This window comes from Myroides sp. NP-2 (assembly GCF_014145665.1).
Classification (GTDB): domain Bacteria; phylum Bacteroidota; class Bacteroidia; order Flavobacteriales; family Flavobacteriaceae; genus Flavobacterium.
On the sequence record NZ_JACHTD010000004.1, the window covers coordinates 12,158 to 27,868 of the forward strand.

A 15,711-nucleotide genomic window follows, 5' to 3' on the forward strand; every position below is an offset into this window, starting at 1 on the left:
CTAAGATAATGAGAATACTTTTAATTGGGGATTATAGCGGATTACATTCTGCCTTGAAAAAGGGACTAATACAGCACCCCAAGGTGAGGGAAGTGGTCTTGCTAGGTGATGGTGATAAATTCAAGGACCTGGAAGTAGACCGTTCTATTCGCCCACAATGGACCAACAGTCGATGGGGCACTTTTTTTCGCAAGGCAATTCACAAAGTTTTTCGCTGGGATATTGCCGAACTAGAAAAAGGATGGCGCGCCCAACAGCACTTCAAGCAATTGAAAGATTTTGACGTGGTTCAGCTGATCAATGACCGCCCTATTCAAACCATCGCCCGATGGGAAAAACACCTTTTACAACAGCTATTCGCCCAAAATAATAAAGTGTTTTTACTCTCTTGTGGAATTGATGTACACGGTTTACAGTACTTGACCAAGTACCCAGAGGAAGTATCGCTTTTTCAACCTGTATTTGCGAATCCCAACCTACAACATCACTATGCTTATGTTGATGTTTACCGTCAAAAGGGAGTGATCCAAACACAAAAGATGATTTTGTCTCATTGCCAAGGTATTATTGCTAGTGATATGGATTATGTTAATCCCAATAAGGCGCATCCGAAATATTTGGGATTGATTCCACATCCAGTGGTAATTCGCGAATATCGTGCTGTGGAACAAGCCCATGATGGGAAAGTCTGTATCTTTTTGGGGATTAACCGCGGGAATTACCATCAAAAGGGAATCGCTTTCTTTGAAGCAGCCCTAGCACAATTGCAAAAGAAATACCCCAATCAAATAGAAATTTGTATAGTGGAACAATTGCCTTATGCGGCGTATCAACAAGCGCAAGAAAAGGCAACGATTGTATTGGATCAGGTATTTTCGAAAGATCAAGGATATAATGCACTAGAGGCTATGGCTAAAGGAAAAGTGGTTTTTACAGGGGCAAATGACGCGTTTTTAGCTCATTATAATCTACAAGAGGGAGAGGTGTGTATAGAGGCCAAGCCCAATGTTGCCTACTTAGTGGAACAATTGAGTTATTTGATTGAAAATAAAGCGCTTATTTCAGCCATAGGAAAACGAGCTCAACAGTTCGTTCGCGAAATTCACGATTGTGAAACGATTGCTAATCAATATGTAAGACTATGGGAATCAGAAAAATAAATCTGCTCTATATTGCAACTTCTATTACCGGTGGAGGTGGAGTGGCTCGCATACTCAGTCAAAAAACGGCGGCATTTGTGCAAGCAGGTTATGAGGTGCAAGTGGTGAGTACCAATGATCTAAGTGATCAGCCATTTTATAACTTTGACCCCAGGGTTCGCTTTATCTTGTATTCACAACCTATTCGCACGATCGTTCAGCTGAAGCAATACTGTACTTTTATACAACAAAAGGTGATAGACGTCAACCGTCCCACCTTCATTTTTGTCATTGACAATGGGGTTAAAGGGTATTTTATCCCGTATTTTTTGGGTAATCGTATACCCGTGTATTTCGAAGTACATGGCTCGCGTAATTTTTTACTGTCTCCCATTCAATCGCCCCTCAAGCGTTGGATTGTCGATCGCTTAACTCTTGCGTTGAGCAAGCGCTTTCATGGGCTTATTCTTTTAAACAAGCAATCGGCTAAAGATTGGACACACAACAAGCTGACGGTTATTCCCAATTGGATAGAAAATCAAGGTAATCGCCTAGGATTAGCAGTAAAAAAACAACGACAAGTCATTGCTATCGGTCGAATTGTACCTGAAAAAAATTACGAAGCGATGTTGGCTATTTGGGCAAAAGTGCAGCTAGAACAACCCGATTGGACATTAGTCATTTGTGGTGGTGGACCAGCAGCATACGTTGCTGAACTAAAAGAAAAAGCAGGAGCAGGTGTGATTTGGAAAGGGGAAATCAAAAACGTTGATCATGAGATACAGCAGAGTGCTTTTATGTTGCATACCTCAAATATGGAGGGAATGCCGATGGCTTTTTTAGAGGCTATGGCGTTAGGAGTAGCCGTTGTGTCTTTTGATGTTGATTTTGGACCTGCTGATTTGATTGAGCATGCGTACAATGGCTATTTGGTGCCACAAGGGGATCAAGAGCAAATGATCGACTGCTGTTTAGCGCTGATAAAGGATAGCAACAAAGCAGAACAATTCGGAGCACATGCCGTGCAAACAGTTCAGCAGTACGATAAATCTGTTGTGCTTCCTCAGTGGATTACTTTTTTTGAATCTCAAGACTAGCTTGGTGAAAAGCGATTAGTTTGAAAAGCTTATACGCCAACATGGAGGGCTTTTTTCCCAAAAGATTACGTGAAATTAGACCGCCAAAAACAGTTTGTACACCCGTAATTAATGGAGTTAAGTTATTGTTTTTTAATTTTTTATAAAGCTTGCTAAGCTGTACGTCTTCCGCTTGTATTTTTTGATCTTCAATCAACTTAGCGAGTACGGTACAAGCCTCTTTTGTCCGCGCTAAATAGGCTGCATTTGACTCTGTACTCCGGTGTAAAACAGGATTTTTTATTCGCCTAACCTCGATGTTGCGTTGCTGTAATTGAAGAAAAAACTGCGTATCCTCATATCCATAGGTTTGAATAGTAGCATCGAATTCAAGTTGTAGTTCGCGTTGATTAAAAAATAGATTGCAACAGCTGTGTAAGTGTTTGTATTGTTCTATTTTTAGCCCATAAGTTTCCCTAAGCGATTGTGGTACACCTTTAGCGGTCGGTTGGTAGGTAAAGCCCCCTTGAATAAAAGAGCCGGTATTGACTTGATCGATATAGGTTTGTACAAACGTTTCCGAAAGGGGAAAGACATCGGCATCCAACAATAAGACCCAAGGATATTGCGCTTCTTTTAGCAGTCGATTTCGCGTTGAGGCGACGTGTTGGTTGATTGAATTTTGCAAGAAACGCGTATGGGATAAACGCGAAATAGTTTGATTTTGAAATTGCATTGTTGAAGCATCATCACACACTAAGATTTCAAAGGGAATGTTTAAGGAAGATGCCTCCTGATGTAATCGCTCTACCAAGGGTAGAATATTGTAATTATAGACGGGTATAGCAATAGATAGCATAAGAAAACTAAGAGGTGCGATGTATCACTTCGAAGAGAGAACCGTCATCGCATTTAAGTGTTTTGGCAGGGTATTTCAACAATAGCGCATAGTCGTGTGTCACCATTATGATGGTACGGCCGTTTTTGTTGATTTCTAAAAGTAGTTCCATCACTTCAGCACTTGTCTGTGGATCCAAGTTCCCCGTTGGTTCATCCGCAAGGATTAGATCAGGATCGTTCAATAAGGCGCGTGCAATTGCAACGCGTTGTTGTTCTCCACCAGAAAGTTGATGGGGCATTTTTTGAATATGTGTGCGCATTCCTACGCGCTCCAATACTTCTTCGATGCGTCTTTTAATAGCTTCTTGTTCCGTCCATCCTGTTGCTTTTAAGGCAAATTGTAGATTTCCGTATACTGTGCGGTCTGGTAATAACTTAAAATCCTGGAATACAATACCTAAGGAGCGTCTCAAAAAAGGAATGTCGCGCTCTTTTAACTGGCGAAGGTTATAGTCCACAATGATTCCTTCGCCTTCCGTTAAGTCTAAGTCAGCATATAGTGTTTTCATAAAACTACTTTTTCCAGCTCCTGTTTTACCTATGATATAAAGGAATTCTCCTTTGTTTACTTCGAGGTTAACATTAGATAACACCTGATGTTTATTTTGGTAAACATTTACATTTTGTAAGGATAAGATTACTTCTGACATAGCAACGAATGAATTAAAAGGTAAAAATACGAAAAAGTTGCGATTTATGGAAGGAGTTGTGCATGATTTAAACGGCGTTTTATAAAAAATCAATTCTGTTGTGTTTGTAGGTTTAAAGTTCTCATAATGCCACAAAAAAAGGAGTTCTTTTATGGAACCCCTTTTGTATTCTTTCATTTTATATTATTTCATTGTAGCGGATGATGGGAGTAACATACTCTTTACTTCTCCGAATCCAATGCGAATATCGTCATTTTGACAGAACCCCTTCATGGTGATGGTATCGTAATCCTCAATAAAAGTTCTTGTAGTACCATCAGCTAAAGTAAGGGGATTAGCACCAGCCCAAGTCAGTTCTAACAAGGAACCAAAGCTGTTAGGAGTAGAACCAGAAATCGTTCCCGATCCCATAAGATCTCCTGCGTTGATCTTACAGCCATTGATGGTGTGGTGAGCCAGCTGTTGACTCATGGTCCAATACAAGTATTTGAAATTAGATTGACAAATAAGCGTATCTGTTCCATTTTCAGGTTGCAGATAGACCTCTAAGTTAATATCAAATGTTTTGTTTCCTGTTTGCTGTAAATAGGGAAGTGGTGTAGGTTCTTGCTTGGGGCTTGCCGTTCTAAAGGGCTCTAAGGCGTCTAAAGTAATCACCCAAGGCGAAATAGAAGTAGCGAAGTTCTTGGCTAAGAAAGGCCCTAGTGGAACGTATTCCCAAGTTTGAATATCGCGTGCACTCCAATCGTTTAGTAACACCATGCCAAAGATGTGATCTTCCGCTTCATCTACTGGAATACTTTCGCCAAATAGGTTGGCATCCGTAGTGATAAATGCAGTTTCTAACTCGAAGTCAATGCGTTTAGAAGGACCAAAAACAGGTTGTGATTCTCCTTTGGGCAGCGTTTGTCCCAAAGGGCGTTTTACGTTGATTCCCGAAGGTATAACAGTAGAACTTCTTCCGTGGTATCCCACTGGAATGTGTAGCCAATTGGGCAACAATGCATTCGCAGGATCTCTGAACATTTTCCCCACATTGGTTGCGTGTTCTTTACTTGAATAGAAGTCGGTATAATCTCCAATATACACGGGTAGTTGCATTTCTACCTCGTCCATTTTAAAGATGACTGCTTCTCTATGTTTTGCGTTGTTTTGTAAGGTGGAATTTGTTTTGTCAAAGATATCAGCGATTCTGTTTCGAACTGCACGCCATGTTTTTTTTCCACTAGAAATAAAATCATTGAGATTGTCTTGTAAAAACACATCGTCTGTGAGATCAATTCCCTTGAGGTAGCCTAACATTTGTAGCGCACTTAAATCGATGGCATGGTCGCCAATACGAGTTCCAATTGTTACAATATCATCTTTCGTAATAAAAACCCCAAAAGGAATATTTTGGATGGGGAAGTCAGATCCTGCCTGAACGTCTAACCAAGATTTTCTTTTCGGATCATTTGCCGTAATCATCATATTTATTGCTTAATTAGTTGAGTGAATAGTTTTATCAAATATATAATTATAGGGCAAATTAACAAACGAATTTTGTACATTTGAAGTCAATTTAACGAAATATACAATTCAGATGAGAAGAGATACAGAAATTTTCGACTTAATCGTAGAGGAAGGGGATAGACAAGTACACGGTATTGAGCTAATTGCCTCTGAAAACTTTGTGAGTGAGCAAACCATGGAAGCAGCTGGTTCTTGTTTAACTAATAAATACGCAGAAGGATATCCGAACAAACGTTACTACGGCGGATGTGAAGTAGTAGACGTTGTAGAGCAAATTGCGATTGATCGTGCAAAAGCTCTTTTTGGTGCTGAATACGTGAATGTTCAACCTCACTCTGGATCACAAGCGAATACCGCTGTTTTTTCTGCTTGTTTAAAACCAGGAGACAAAATCTTAGGATTTGATTTGTCTCACGGAGGGCACTTAACACACGGTTCACCCGTGAATTTTTCTGGAAAATTGTATAATCCAGTGTTTTATGGTGTAGAGCAAGAAACAGGTTTATTAAATTACGATAAAATCGCAGAAATAGCGAAGAAAGAGCAACCGAAATTAATCATTGCTGGGGCTTCTGCTTATTCTCGTGATATGGATTTCAAACGCTTTAGAGAAATCGCAGATAGCGTTGGAGCACTTTTAATGGCAGATATTTCACACCCTGCAGGATTAATCGCTAAAGGATTGATGAACGACCCAGTTCCACACTGTCACATTATCACAACAACAACTCACAAAACACTTCGTGGACCACGTGGAGGAATGATCTTAATCGGTAAAGACTTCCCTAATCCATTTGGATTAAAAACACCTAAAGGTGAAGTACGCATGATGTCTGCTCTATTGGATAGCGCTGTATTCCCAGGGAACCAAGGTGGACCTTTGATGCACATTATCGCAGCTAAAGCAGTTGCTTTTGGTGAAGCTTTATCTGATGAGTTCTTTACTTATATGCTACAAGTACAGAAAAATGCAAAAGCAATGGCTGATGCATTTGTCAAAAGAGGATACAATATTATCTCTGGCGGAACAGATAACCACATGATGTTGATCGACCTGAGAAACAAAAATATTTCAGGTAAAGACGCTGAACAAGCGTTGGTAAAAGCTGAAATTACGGTAAATAAAAATATGGTTCCATTTGACGATAAATCGCCTTTTGTAACTTCGGGAATCCGCATCGGAACACCAGCAATCACAACAAGAGGATTGAAAGAAGAAGATATGGATACTATCGTTGCTTTAATTGATAGAGTAATCACTAATCATACTGATGAAGCAGTAATCGAAGAGGTTGCTGACCTAGTAAACGACATGATGGAAGAACGTCCAATGTTCGTTTGGTAGTTTTTAGATGAAAGTAAAATCTAAGATAAACAGAGGGATTTCTAGTAATAGGAATCCCTTTTTTTTGTTTGTTGCTCTTTATCTCACCTAGTTTATATTGGTTTTGGTGTTCGATGAATCTTCGATTTGTTCGTTGCACGGTTTGTTCGTTGCTCTTTATCTCACCTAGTTTATATTTTGTTTTGGTGTTCGATGAATCTTCACTTCGTTACGATTTTCACTTCGTTACGATTTGCACGGTTTGTTCTTTGCTCTTTGTGCAAATCGTACAGATTTATTTGTTCATTGTAAAGCGAAATTATCTTACAAGCGAAGAGATTAAACAAACCGCGCATACCGTGCAAACCGTACAGATTTATTTGTTCATTGTAAAGCGCAATTATCTTACAAGCGAAGAGACTAAACAAACCGTACAAACCGCGCACCGTACAAACCGCGCAAACCGTACAGATTACGTTGTTCAGGTTGTCAACCGTTAACTAGTTCATGAAGCAATAAAAATGTACTACATCTTCCACGCAAATTTGGTAGTGTCGCATATTGTTTTCTTCTAAGAAAAGAACATCACAGCGATCGTTGATTCGGGTTTCTTTTAAGAAGTGCATATCAATAACTTGAATTTGATCTACAGCTTCTTGACAAGTAAAAGCGGCGTCAATACACCACTCCAAATACTTGATATTGGTGACGTGTTTCACCATGTCCAAATCCGATAGTTTGACGCGCACTTGGTCAATAGGTTGATAATTGCCTTTGTGTAGTTTGGCGAAAGGAGTATCCGTCACTTTTTTATCGGTGTACTTGATAAAGTGTTCATGAGGTAAAGCGATGAGTTCAGGTCTACGTCTTTCGGTGTTGATGATTACCCAGAGGGAAGAAGCTACAGCGATAAGTAGGTCTCCGAGGTAGACCTCGAAATTTCGTATGGATCTCACCCCATCAAGGCGCTCGATCCAAGTATGAATGGTAATTTTATCTTGCCATTGCGGTAATTCAGCTTTTTTCTCTATTCTGAATTTGCTCAATACCCACGCTTGATTGTGTGTTTTTAAATCCCAAAAACTAATTCCGCCTAAGACCGAGTGATCTGCTGAAGCGCTTTGAATGAATTTACACAAATCCACCCACTTCAAGCGTCCAGAAGGAGAACAAGCAAAGAAGTCTATTTCGTAAGACTGTTGGTGAATGGAGGTAAATTGGTCGGAAATGGGCATGCTAATTTAGTTTATTTGCTTGGTAATATCCTCTATAATTGATGAACTATCTTGTTGAAAGGAATACCAAGTGGTGTTTGGTGTGCGTTTAAACCAAGTAATTTGTCTTTTGGCAAAACGACGTGTATTCTTTTTAATTTCTTCTACGGCTTCATCTAGCGTGGCACTCCCTTTAAAATACTGGAATAGTTCGCGATAGCCTACCGTTTGGAGTGCATTGAGGTCTTGCTTGGGAATTAGCGCTTTTACTTCCTCTAGAAGTCCGCCTTGGAGCATGAGATCCACGCGTTTATTAATGCGTTCATACATTATTTCACGTGGAGCTTCCAAACCGATTACGATGGGAATAAAATTGCGTTTTACTTTCTTTTTCGCTAGAAAACTAGAGTAGGGCTGTCCCGTACCGATGGAAACCTCTAAAGCTCGGGTAACGCGTTGAGGGTTGTCTAGGGCTACCTTTTCATAGTGAACAGGATCGAGCTCTTTTAATTGGGCTTGTAGATAGGGTAATCCCTTTTCTTCTAGGGCTTGGTTGAGCTCTTCTCTAATGCGAGGGTCTATATCAGGGAATTCGTCTAATCCCTCTAAAATAGCATTGACGTATAAGCCCGATCCACCGACCATTACTTGTACGTTATTGCGTTCAAATAAGCGATCTAAGAGGGCAATAGCGTCCCGTTCAAAATCGCCTACTGAATAGGCGTCTTGAATGCTGATATGTTGAATAAAGTGATGGGGTACAGCGCTGAGCTCCTCCGGAGAGGGAACAGCTGTGCCTACTGTCATTTCTTTAAAAAATTGACGGCTATCACACGATAGAATTTCACATTGAAAATGTTGAGCAAGTCGAATGGCTAAGGCCGTTTTTCCAATTGCTGTTGGGCCAATAACGACAAGTAAATAATTATTAACGGGTAAAGACATCTCCTAATTTTTGTCCGCAATTATAGCAATAATTGGCGTCATCATCATAAATTGTTGTTGTACAAGAAGAACAAGATCTTCTGCGTCTAGCATCTACGCTTTTATTGCGTTTTAAGCTAGTAAATTCCGCGGTCACAATTCCAGTTGGTACGGCAATAATTCCATATCCCATAATCATAATAAAGGAAGCAATCATTTGACCAATGGTAGTTTGAGGCGCGATATCTCCATAACCAACCGTAGTCAGGGTTACAATACACCAGTAGATACTGCGCGGTATACTGGTGAATCCATTGTCTTTTCCTTCGATAACATACATTAACGCACCTAATAAGATGGAAACAACTACGATAAAGTAGATGAAAACAATAATTTTTGTTCTACTGGCTTTAATGGCTAGTTTTAGGTTAGACTCCTGACCAATGTATGGAACGAGATTGAGAATACCGAATAAACGAAGGAGTCGCAAGGCTCTTACTACGGATAGTACTCCTAAATCAGAAACAAAGAACGACAAATACATCGGCATGATGGAAATCAAATCCACAATACCATAAAAACTAAAGATGTATTTGAGCGGTTGTTTATTACAAATAATCCGCAAGATATATTCGATGGTAAAGAAAATCGTAATCACCCATTCCAAGACCTTCAATAGGGTGTGATGCTTCATGTCGTAGCTCTCAATCGACTCCAACATAACTAAAATCACACTCATGAGAATCACGGCGAGTAAAACTAGATCGAATAGTTTACCCGCGAAGGTATTGGATCCATAGATGATGATATAAATCTTCTGTTTCAGAATATCCCACTTATTTTTTAGTCTGCGTCTCAACGTATATACTTTTAATAATGGATTAATTTATAACCTGTTTTTTTATTCAAATAATTGAGGATAATGTTTCTGTTGTTTCGATGAAATGTAATTGGCGTAAGGTTTGCTGCAATTCGTGCAGGATCGTTGATTTGATAATTCAAATCGTAAAAACAATACCCCAATAGTTTTCCTTGTTCCAAAACAACCGCACTTCTCTCATTGATGCTACGTCCTTTATCGAGGATTAATGCATAACCATCATCTAGGTTGTATTTTTGTAATAAGCTAAGCAATAGCTTATTGTATTCATTGTAATGTAGTTCAAATGTAGCACAAAAAGTTTCTTCTGTCACTTTATTTGATTTTTTTTCATGGAGTACTTCCAAGTAATAAGGCTGTTCAAAATCAGCTGTAATTTTATCAATGAATTTTCTACCTTCCGTTAGGGAAGTAAACGCCATATAGTTTTTCTTGCGTCCATCAGTTTTTTCCAAGCTAAAATAGCAGTAGCCTTTCAAGTTGGTTTTGATATACAAGGAATAAGGGAAAACGCCCTTTTTCGTTATTTTGTTGTATTTGGGTTTATTTAAGAGCACTTCTTCCGCTTCTTTCAAGATGGCAATCAATTCATTTCCCGTTTTTTCAAAGGTTACCGTATAGGTTTCTTTTTGCACCTTTTTGAACAGTACGGAGTTATTGGTAAAATGCTGCATAATTTTTTTCTTGATGTTGCGGCTTTTACCGATGTAAATAATTTGGCCATCTTCATTGTGGATATAGTATATTCCAACGGAAGTAGGAAGATTGTCTGTAATATCGAAAAACTTGGGATTAAATCCAGTTTTAATATCGGATTTAATCATGCTAGTTAAGATTGTTTTTTCGGTGTCTTTGGACAAGAGTAGCTGAAAGAGCTTTAGAGTAGCTAAGGCATCTCCATAGGCACGGTGTCGATCCGCTAGGGGAATACCTAAGTTTCGCACTAATTTCCCTAAGCTATAGGAAGGCATTTCGGGTAATAATTTTTGTGCTAGTTCAACGGTACAAAGCGTATCTTTTTGAAAATCATATCCCAAACGACTAAATTCATTGCGCAAGACGCGATAGTCAAACGAGGCGTTGTGTGCAACGAGAACACAGTCTTCCGTAATTTCTATAATGCGTTTGGCTAATTCATAAAACTTTGGTGCTAAGCGCAGCATAGCACTGTTTATCCCTGTTAGTTTTACAACAAAGGGTTGAATATCTTTTTCGGGATTGACTAAGCTAATGAGTTGGTCTACGATTTGATGGCCATCAAATTTATAGATGGCGATTTCGGTTATTCCCTCCTCATTGAACTGACCACCTGTGGTCTCTATATCTAAAACTGCGTACAATAGTATACTTATTTGTTTAGTTCGTAATTGCGTTCTCCAAAAATGGTACTTCCTACTCTAATCAGTGTACTTCCACAATCAATAGCGATAGGGTAGTCGTTACTCATACCCATAGATAGCGTATCGCATGCTACATTAGGCAAGTGATTATAGGATGTTTTTACCTTTTCAAAAATCGCGTGTAGCGTAGAAAATTCTTGTCTAATTTGATCCTGATTATCGGTAAATGTTGCCATTCCCATTAGTCCTTGGATCTTTATATGGTTGAGGGTTTTAAATTCCTCGCTATTTAGCAATTCCATTAGTTCGCTTTCATCGAGGCCGAACTTTGTTTCTTCATCTGCGATAAAGAGTTGGAGTAAACAAGGGATTACGCGATTATTTCGCTCCGCTTGTTTGTTGATTTCTACAAGTAAACGCAGGCTGTCCACCGCGTGAATTAAAGCTACAAACGGCGCCATATACTTCACTTTGTTGCGCTGTACATGACCAATCATATGCCACTCAATATCTTTGGGTAGAGCGTCATATTTATCCGTCATTTCTTGTATCTTATTTTCACCGAAAATTCTTTGTCCTGCTTCATATGCTTCTAAAATTGCCGCATTGGGCTTTGTTTTAGAAACAGCTACTAAGCTCACCTGTGTGGGTAGGTCAGCTTTAATTCGTTTTAGATTCTCAGCAATACTTGACATAATCTTCTATTTTAAATTTCATAGGTTAATAACCCATTCATGAACTTAGGTTCAATATAGGTACTTTTTGGCGGCATGATTAAATCGTTATCCGCCACCAGTTTTATCTCTTGCACATTGGTTGGATAGAGCATAAATCCAACTTCGTATTCTCCATCATCAACTAATTCTTTAATAGCTACAATTGATTCATTACCAGGAATATAATCAATTCTAGCGTCATTTCTTAAATCGTCTAACCCCAAGATAGGGTTTAAAACAGCATCATACAAGATTTGGGCATCCAATTGCATCAAAATGTTGTCTGTTTTGATTTTATCTTTGAGCTTTAACGAGTAAAAATCGCCGTCTAAGTACATGCCAAACTCCATTTTTTTGGAGGGTTTCCACAGCTGTTGCTGCTTGTTTTTTACGGTGAATTTTTCGCTTAGTAGAGCTAAAAACTCTTCTTTCGTATGGTTGTTTAAATCGTGTATAATACGATTGAATTCGTATATTTTTATATTGTTTTCTGCGATGAGAAAGGTCATAACCGTATTGCTGTGCGAATGGGGTTCAAAGCCATTTTCTCTTTTGAGCAAAGCGGCAGAGGCAAAGCGGTGATGGCCATCAGCGATGTACATTTCCGGAATATTGTCGAATTCACTACAAAGCCAATCAATACAGGCTTGATCGTCGATTTTCCAGATCGTATGTCGTTCTTTGGTCACCGTTGTAAAATCGTAAATAGGTCTATTTTCTTTATAGGTTGCGATCCAACTGTTGATGTTTTCCTTGTCGGGGTACATCATCAAAACAGGTTCAGTGTTGAATCGACTGTGGTATAAATACTCTTTGAATAGTCTTACGCGATATTCAAGGGTATCTTCGTGCCGTTTGATAACGTTATTTTCGTAATCTTCGATACAAGTACCTGCGACAATACCTGTGAATTTCCAATTTTTTGTTTCAATTTGATAGAGATACAAAACAGGATGTTCTTCCTTTGTTAGAATACCTTCCTTTTTAAAATCATTGAATTTTGCAGCCACCATTTTAAAGCGCTTATCACTAGTCACCTTTTGAGGATTGACGTAAGCGGGATGTAAAACGTGAATGAAAGAAAAGGGGTTGTAGTCTAAAAGATAGGCTAATTCAACTGCATTGTAGTCTTCGAAAGACCTGCAAGTTACCAAATTAGCTTTATCTCGTGTGGGGCGTATCCCCTGGAAAGGAATTATTTTTGCCATTCTTTACTATATGGTATCAAAAAGTAAGACAATCGACAATGGTATCGATTGTCTTGATATGATGGTTTATTTTATTTGTTTTTCAATTAAGAAAACATTTTCGCCACTTTTTCTGCTTTTTTACTTGCAGCATAATCATAAAACCCTTCGCCAGATTTTACCCCTAATTTACCAGCCATTACCATATTGACCAATAGCGGACATGGTGCGTATTTTGGGTTTTTAAAGCCGTCATACATTACGTTTAAGATGGATAAACAAACATCTAAACCAATAAAATCGGCCAATTGTAAAGGTCCCATAGGATGTGCCATTCCCAACTTCATAACCGTATCAATTTCTTCTACGCCAGCTACGCCATTGTACAAGGTTTCGATTGCTTCGTTAATCATCGGCATTAAGATGCGGTTTGCAACAAAACCAGGATAGTCATTTACTTCTGTAGGAACTTTATCTAACTTGGTTGACAATTCCATGATTGCTTTTGTCACTTCGTCCGTTGTGTTGTAACCGCGGATGATCTCTACCAATTTCATGATTGGCACAGGGTTCATGAAGTGCATACCAATGACACGCGCTGGATTTTTTACAACAGATGCGATCTGCGTAATGGAAATTGAAGATGTATTTGAGGCTAAGATCACATCTTCTCTACATACAGCACTTAATTCTTTGAAAATGTTTAGTTTTAAGTTTACATTTTCCGTCGCTGCTTCAATAACTAAATCAGCATTAACAACGCCGTCTTTAATTTCTGTGTAGGTAATAATATTCTCGATTGTTGCTTTTTTGTCGGCTTCTGTGATAGAACCTTTGGCAATCATTCGATCTAGGTTTTTGCTAATCGTGTTCATTCCTCTTTCAATAGCTTGCTCAGAGATATCGATTAAAAGTACTTTAAAGCCTTTTTGAGCGAAAGTATGAGCAATTCCATTTCCCATAGTACCTGCACCAATTACAGCAATATTTTTCATAAGTTATATGTGTGTTAACGAGTTAATTATACATTAGTTTTTGAATGCTTCAATGATTTGGTAAGCCAAGCGCAATGCTTTTGTACCATCTTCCAACGTCACAATAGGCGTTGTTTTATTTACAATAGCATCGTGGAAGGTTTCCAGCTCATCTAAGATAGCATTATTTGGTAGAACCGTAGGGTTATCGTAGTAAATTTGTTTTTTTACACCTTCTGCATTTTGCAAGATTAAGTCAAAATCACCAGGTGTTTCTGGGGCATCTTTCATTTTTACCACCTCACACGTTTTTTCTAAATAGTCGACAGAAATATAGGCATCGCGTTGAAAGAAACGCGATTTACGCATGTTTTTCATGGATATTCTACTTGCTGTTACGTTGGCCACACAACCATTTTCGAATTCGATACGCGCATTGGCAATATCGGGTGATTCGCTAAGTACTGAAACACCGCTAGCGCTCACGTGTTTTACAGGTGAGTGAACCACACTTAAGATGGCGTCTAAATCGTGAATCATTAGATCCAATACAACAGGAACATCTGTACCTCTTGGGTTGAATTCAGCCAAGCGGTGTGTTTCGATAAACATTGGATTTTCAATTTTAGAGCTAATCGCAACGAAAGCAGGGTTAAAGCGTTCTACATGTCCTACTTGTCCGAGTACCTGGTGTTTTTTCGCTAATGCAATGATGGCTTCCGCTTCGGCTACTGTTGTAGTGATGGGTTTTTCTAAAAAAACGTGTTTGCCCGCTTCAATGGCTTTTTTCGCACAGTCAAAATGGGAGAGTGTAGGCGTTACAATATCCACAACGTCAACGGCTTGAATTAATTCGTCAAGGCTGTCAAATTTGGTATAACCAAACTCTTGTGCTACTTTGTTTGCATTGTCTGTAAAAGGGTCATAAAAACCTACTAGTTCGTATTTTTCTGATTGGTTGAGCAAACGCAGGTGTATTTTACCTAAATGTCCAGCTCCCAATACGCCAATTTTAAGCATAAAAAAATAATTTTGAACAAAAATAAAACTTATTTATGGATTGGGTAAAATTTAAGCTTTAAATCTTTCGCAATACTTTGTTTGGATGGTTTTAAAGGGTGTGTTTTATCAAAATAATAGTTACTTTTGTGTAAATTATTTAATTACCGTGAAAGATTCTACGAAGCACCAAGGATTGCGCAATCAGTTGGTCGAAGCGTTGAAGGAAAAAGGCATTGTAGATCAAGCTGTACTTCAGGCGATTAGACGCATTCCTAGACATTTATTTATAGATTCGAGTTTTGAAAATTTTGCTTATCAAAACACCGCTTTTCCCATCGGTGCAGGTCAGACGATCTCGCATCCGTATACGGTTGCCTTTCAATCGCAGTTATTGGGTGTAAAACCAGAGGATAAAGTGTTGGAGATTGGAACGGGGAGTGGATATCAAACCGCAGTGCTAGTGGCAATGGGCGCACGAGTGTACAGCGTTGAACGACAGCTAGAACTGTATAAGAAAACCTCTTTACTACTGCCTAAACTAGGCATTCGCCCCAAATTACTTACTTTTGGAGACGGTTATAAAGGCTTGCCCAACTACGCGCCTTTTGATTCAATTATTGTTACTGCAGGAGCACCATTCATTCCACAAGCTTTGATGGGACAACTCAAAGTAGGTGGACGCATGATTATTCCCGTTGGTGAGGAACAACAAACGATGATCGAACTCATCCGCCTAAATGAAACTCAATTCGAAAAACACGAACATGGCGATTTTAAATTCGTCCCTATGTTAGAGAATAAAAACTAAATAAATACAAAAAGCATCCCCTAGAGGATGCTTTTTTAGAAAAATGGTATTCTTGTTTGTTGTTT

16 protein-coding genes are annotated in these 15,711 nt (G+C 38.9%); 5 read left to right on the top strand and 11 right to left on the bottom strand.

What is annotated here, in order from left to right; genetic code table 11:
• Window positions 1-8 precede the first annotated feature (8 nt).
• Together H4K35_RS05105 and H4K35_RS05110 are read left to right on the top strand one after the other, a co-directional pair.
• Window positions 9-1,160 carry a glycosyltransferase gene (locus H4K35_RS05105; RefSeq protein WP_182626313.1) on the top strand — a complete coding sequence of 384 codons (1,152 nt, stop codon included), beginning with the start codon at window positions 9-11 and terminating at the stop codon, window positions 1,158-1,160.
• On the top strand, window positions 1,142-2,236 hold the full coding sequence (locus tag H4K35_RS05110) for a glycosyltransferase (RefSeq protein ID WP_182626314.1): 1,095 nt from the start codon (window positions 1,142-1,144) through the stop codon (window positions 2,234-2,236). Before H4K35_RS05105 ends, H4K35_RS05110 begins: the two co-directional genes overlap by 19 nt.
• Here H4K35_RS05110 and H4K35_RS05115 read toward each other — a convergent pair.
• The 3 genes from H4K35_RS05115 to fahA all read right to left on the bottom strand — a co-directional run bounded on the left by H4K35_RS05115 (window position 2,211) and on the right by fahA (window position 5,235).
• Entirely contained in the window at window positions 2,211-3,074 is an 864-nt protein-coding gene (locus tag H4K35_RS05115; protein ID WP_182626315.1) for a glycosyltransferase family A protein, read from the bottom strand. The genes H4K35_RS05110 and H4K35_RS05115 overlap by 26 nt on opposite strands.
• Window positions 3,075-3,081: 7 nt before the next feature.
• Window positions 3,082-3,765 (bottom strand): cell division ATP-binding protein FtsE, encoded by a 684-nt coding sequence (locus H4K35_RS05120; protein ID WP_182626316.1) that lies wholly within the window; start codon window positions 3,763-3,765, stop codon window positions 3,082-3,084.
• 183 nt (window positions 3,766-3,948) lie between these two features.
• A complete protein-coding gene (gene fahA / locus H4K35_RS05125; RefSeq protein WP_182626317.1) occupies window positions 3,949-5,235 on the bottom strand; it encodes a fumarylacetoacetase in 1,287 nt (428 codons plus the stop codon).
• Between the two features lie 112 nt (window positions 5,236-5,347).
• Between fahA and glyA the strand changes: the two genes are divergently transcribed.
• Together glyA and H4K35_RS05135 are read left to right on the top strand one after the other, a co-directional pair.
• A complete protein-coding gene (gene glyA / locus H4K35_RS05130; RefSeq protein WP_182626318.1) occupies window positions 5,348-6,622 on the top strand; it encodes a serine hydroxymethyltransferase in 1,275 nt (424 codons plus the stop codon).
• A gap of 185 nt (window positions 6,623-6,807) precedes the next feature.
• Window positions 6,808-7,101 carry a hypothetical protein gene (locus H4K35_RS05135; protein ID WP_182626319.1) on the top strand — a complete coding sequence of 98 codons (294 nt, stop codon included), beginning with the start codon at window positions 6,808-6,810 and terminating at the stop codon, window positions 7,099-7,101.
• Here the strand turns inward: H4K35_RS05135 and H4K35_RS05140 are convergent, their stop codons facing one another.
• The 8 genes from H4K35_RS05140 to H4K35_RS05175 all read right to left on the bottom strand — a co-directional run bounded on the left by H4K35_RS05140 (window position 7,102) and on the right by H4K35_RS05175 (window position 14,856).
• Entirely contained in the window at window positions 7,102-7,836 is a 735-nt protein-coding gene (locus H4K35_RS05140) for an acyl-[acyl-carrier-protein] thioesterase (protein WP_182626320.1), read from the bottom strand. It abuts the gene before it with no gap.
• 6 nt (window positions 7,837-7,842) lie between these two features.
• Complete coding sequence (gene miaA, locus H4K35_RS05145) at window positions 7,843-8,760, bottom strand: tRNA (adenosine(37)-N6)-dimethylallyltransferase MiaA (protein WP_182626321.1); 918 nt, start codon at window positions 8,758-8,760, stop codon at window positions 7,843-7,845.
• Complete coding sequence (locus H4K35_RS05150; protein WP_182626322.1) at window positions 8,744-9,598, bottom strand: ion transporter; 855 nt, start codon at window positions 9,596-9,598, stop codon at window positions 8,744-8,746. Before H4K35_RS05150 ends, miaA begins: the two co-directional genes overlap by 17 nt.
• 11 nt (window positions 9,599-9,609) lie before the next feature.
• Window positions 9,610-10,959: an exonuclease domain-containing protein gene (locus H4K35_RS05155; RefSeq protein WP_182626323.1), complete on the bottom strand. Its 1,350-nt coding sequence runs from the start codon at window positions 10,957-10,959 to the stop codon at window positions 9,610-9,612.
• 8 nt (window positions 10,960-10,967) lie between these two features.
• The gene (locus tag H4K35_RS05160; protein WP_182626324.1) at window positions 10,968-11,654 is read right to left on the bottom strand and encodes a YggS family pyridoxal phosphate-dependent enzyme; all 687 of its coding nucleotides are present in this window, start codon (window positions 11,652-11,654) and stop codon (window positions 10,968-10,970) included.
• 11 nt (window positions 11,655-11,665) lie between these two features.
• Complete coding sequence (locus tag H4K35_RS05165) at window positions 11,666-12,883, bottom strand: DUF1015 domain-containing protein (RefSeq protein WP_182626325.1); 1,218 nt, start codon at window positions 12,881-12,883, stop codon at window positions 11,666-11,668.
• 86 nt (window positions 12,884-12,969) lie between these two features.
• Entirely contained in the window at window positions 12,970-13,857 is an 888-nt protein-coding gene (locus H4K35_RS05170) for a 3-hydroxyacyl-CoA dehydrogenase family protein (RefSeq protein ID WP_182626326.1), read from the bottom strand.
• A gap of 33 nt (window positions 13,858-13,890) precedes the next feature.
• Window positions 13,891-14,856, bottom strand: coding sequence for a Gfo/Idh/MocA family protein (locus tag H4K35_RS05175; RefSeq protein ID WP_182626327.1), 966 nt, complete (start codon window positions 14,854-14,856; stop codon window positions 13,891-13,893).
• 148 nt (window positions 14,857-15,004) lie between these two features.
• Between H4K35_RS05175 and H4K35_RS05180 the strand changes: the two genes are divergently transcribed.
• The gene (locus H4K35_RS05180) at window positions 15,005-15,646 is read left to right on the top strand and encodes a protein-L-isoaspartate(D-aspartate) O-methyltransferase (protein WP_182626328.1); all 642 of its coding nucleotides are present in this window, start codon (window positions 15,005-15,007) and stop codon (window positions 15,644-15,646) included.
• The last annotated feature ends 65 nt before the right edge of the window (window positions 15,647-15,711 follow it).

Coding starts and splice junctions, on each gene's coding strand:
- H4K35_RS05105 (WP_182626313.1), top strand. CDS start 9: ATGAGAATACTTTTAATTGGGGATTATAGCGGATTACATTCTGCCTTG.
- H4K35_RS05110 (WP_182626314.1), top strand. CDS start 1,142: ATGGGAATCAGAAAAATAAATCTGCTCTATATTGCAACTTCTATTACC.
- H4K35_RS05115 (WP_182626315.1), bottom strand. CDS start 3,074: ATGCTATCTATTGCTATACCCGTCTATAATTACAATATTCTACCCTTG.
- H4K35_RS05120 (WP_182626316.1), bottom strand. CDS start 3,765: ATGTCAGAAGTAATCTTATCCTTACAAAATGTAAATGTTTACCAAAAT.
- fahA (WP_182626317.1), bottom strand. CDS start 5,235: ATGATGATTACGGCAAATGATCCGAAAAGAAAATCTTGGTTAGACGTT.
- glyA (WP_182626318.1), top strand. CDS start 5,348: ATGAGAAGAGATACAGAAATTTTCGACTTAATCGTAGAGGAAGGGGAT.
- H4K35_RS05140 (WP_182626320.1), bottom strand. CDS start 7,836: ATGCCCATTTCCGACCAATTTACCTCCATTCACCAACAGTCTTACGAA.
- miaA (WP_182626321.1), bottom strand. CDS start 8,760: ATGTCTTTACCCGTTAATAATTATTTACTTGTCGTTATTGGCCCAACA.
- H4K35_RS05160 (WP_182626324.1), bottom strand. CDS start 11,654: ATGTCAAGTATTGCTGAGAATCTAAAACGAATTAAAGCTGACCTACCC.
- H4K35_RS05165 (WP_182626325.1), bottom strand. CDS start 12,883: ATGGCAAAAATAATTCCTTTCCAGGGGATACGCCCCACACGAGATAAA.
- H4K35_RS05170 (WP_182626326.1), bottom strand. CDS start 13,857: ATGAAAAATATTGCTGTAATTGGTGCAGGTACTATGGGAAATGGAATT.
- H4K35_RS05175 (WP_182626327.1), bottom strand. CDS start 14,856: ATGCTTAAAATTGGCGTATTGGGAGCTGGACATTTAGGTAAAATACAC.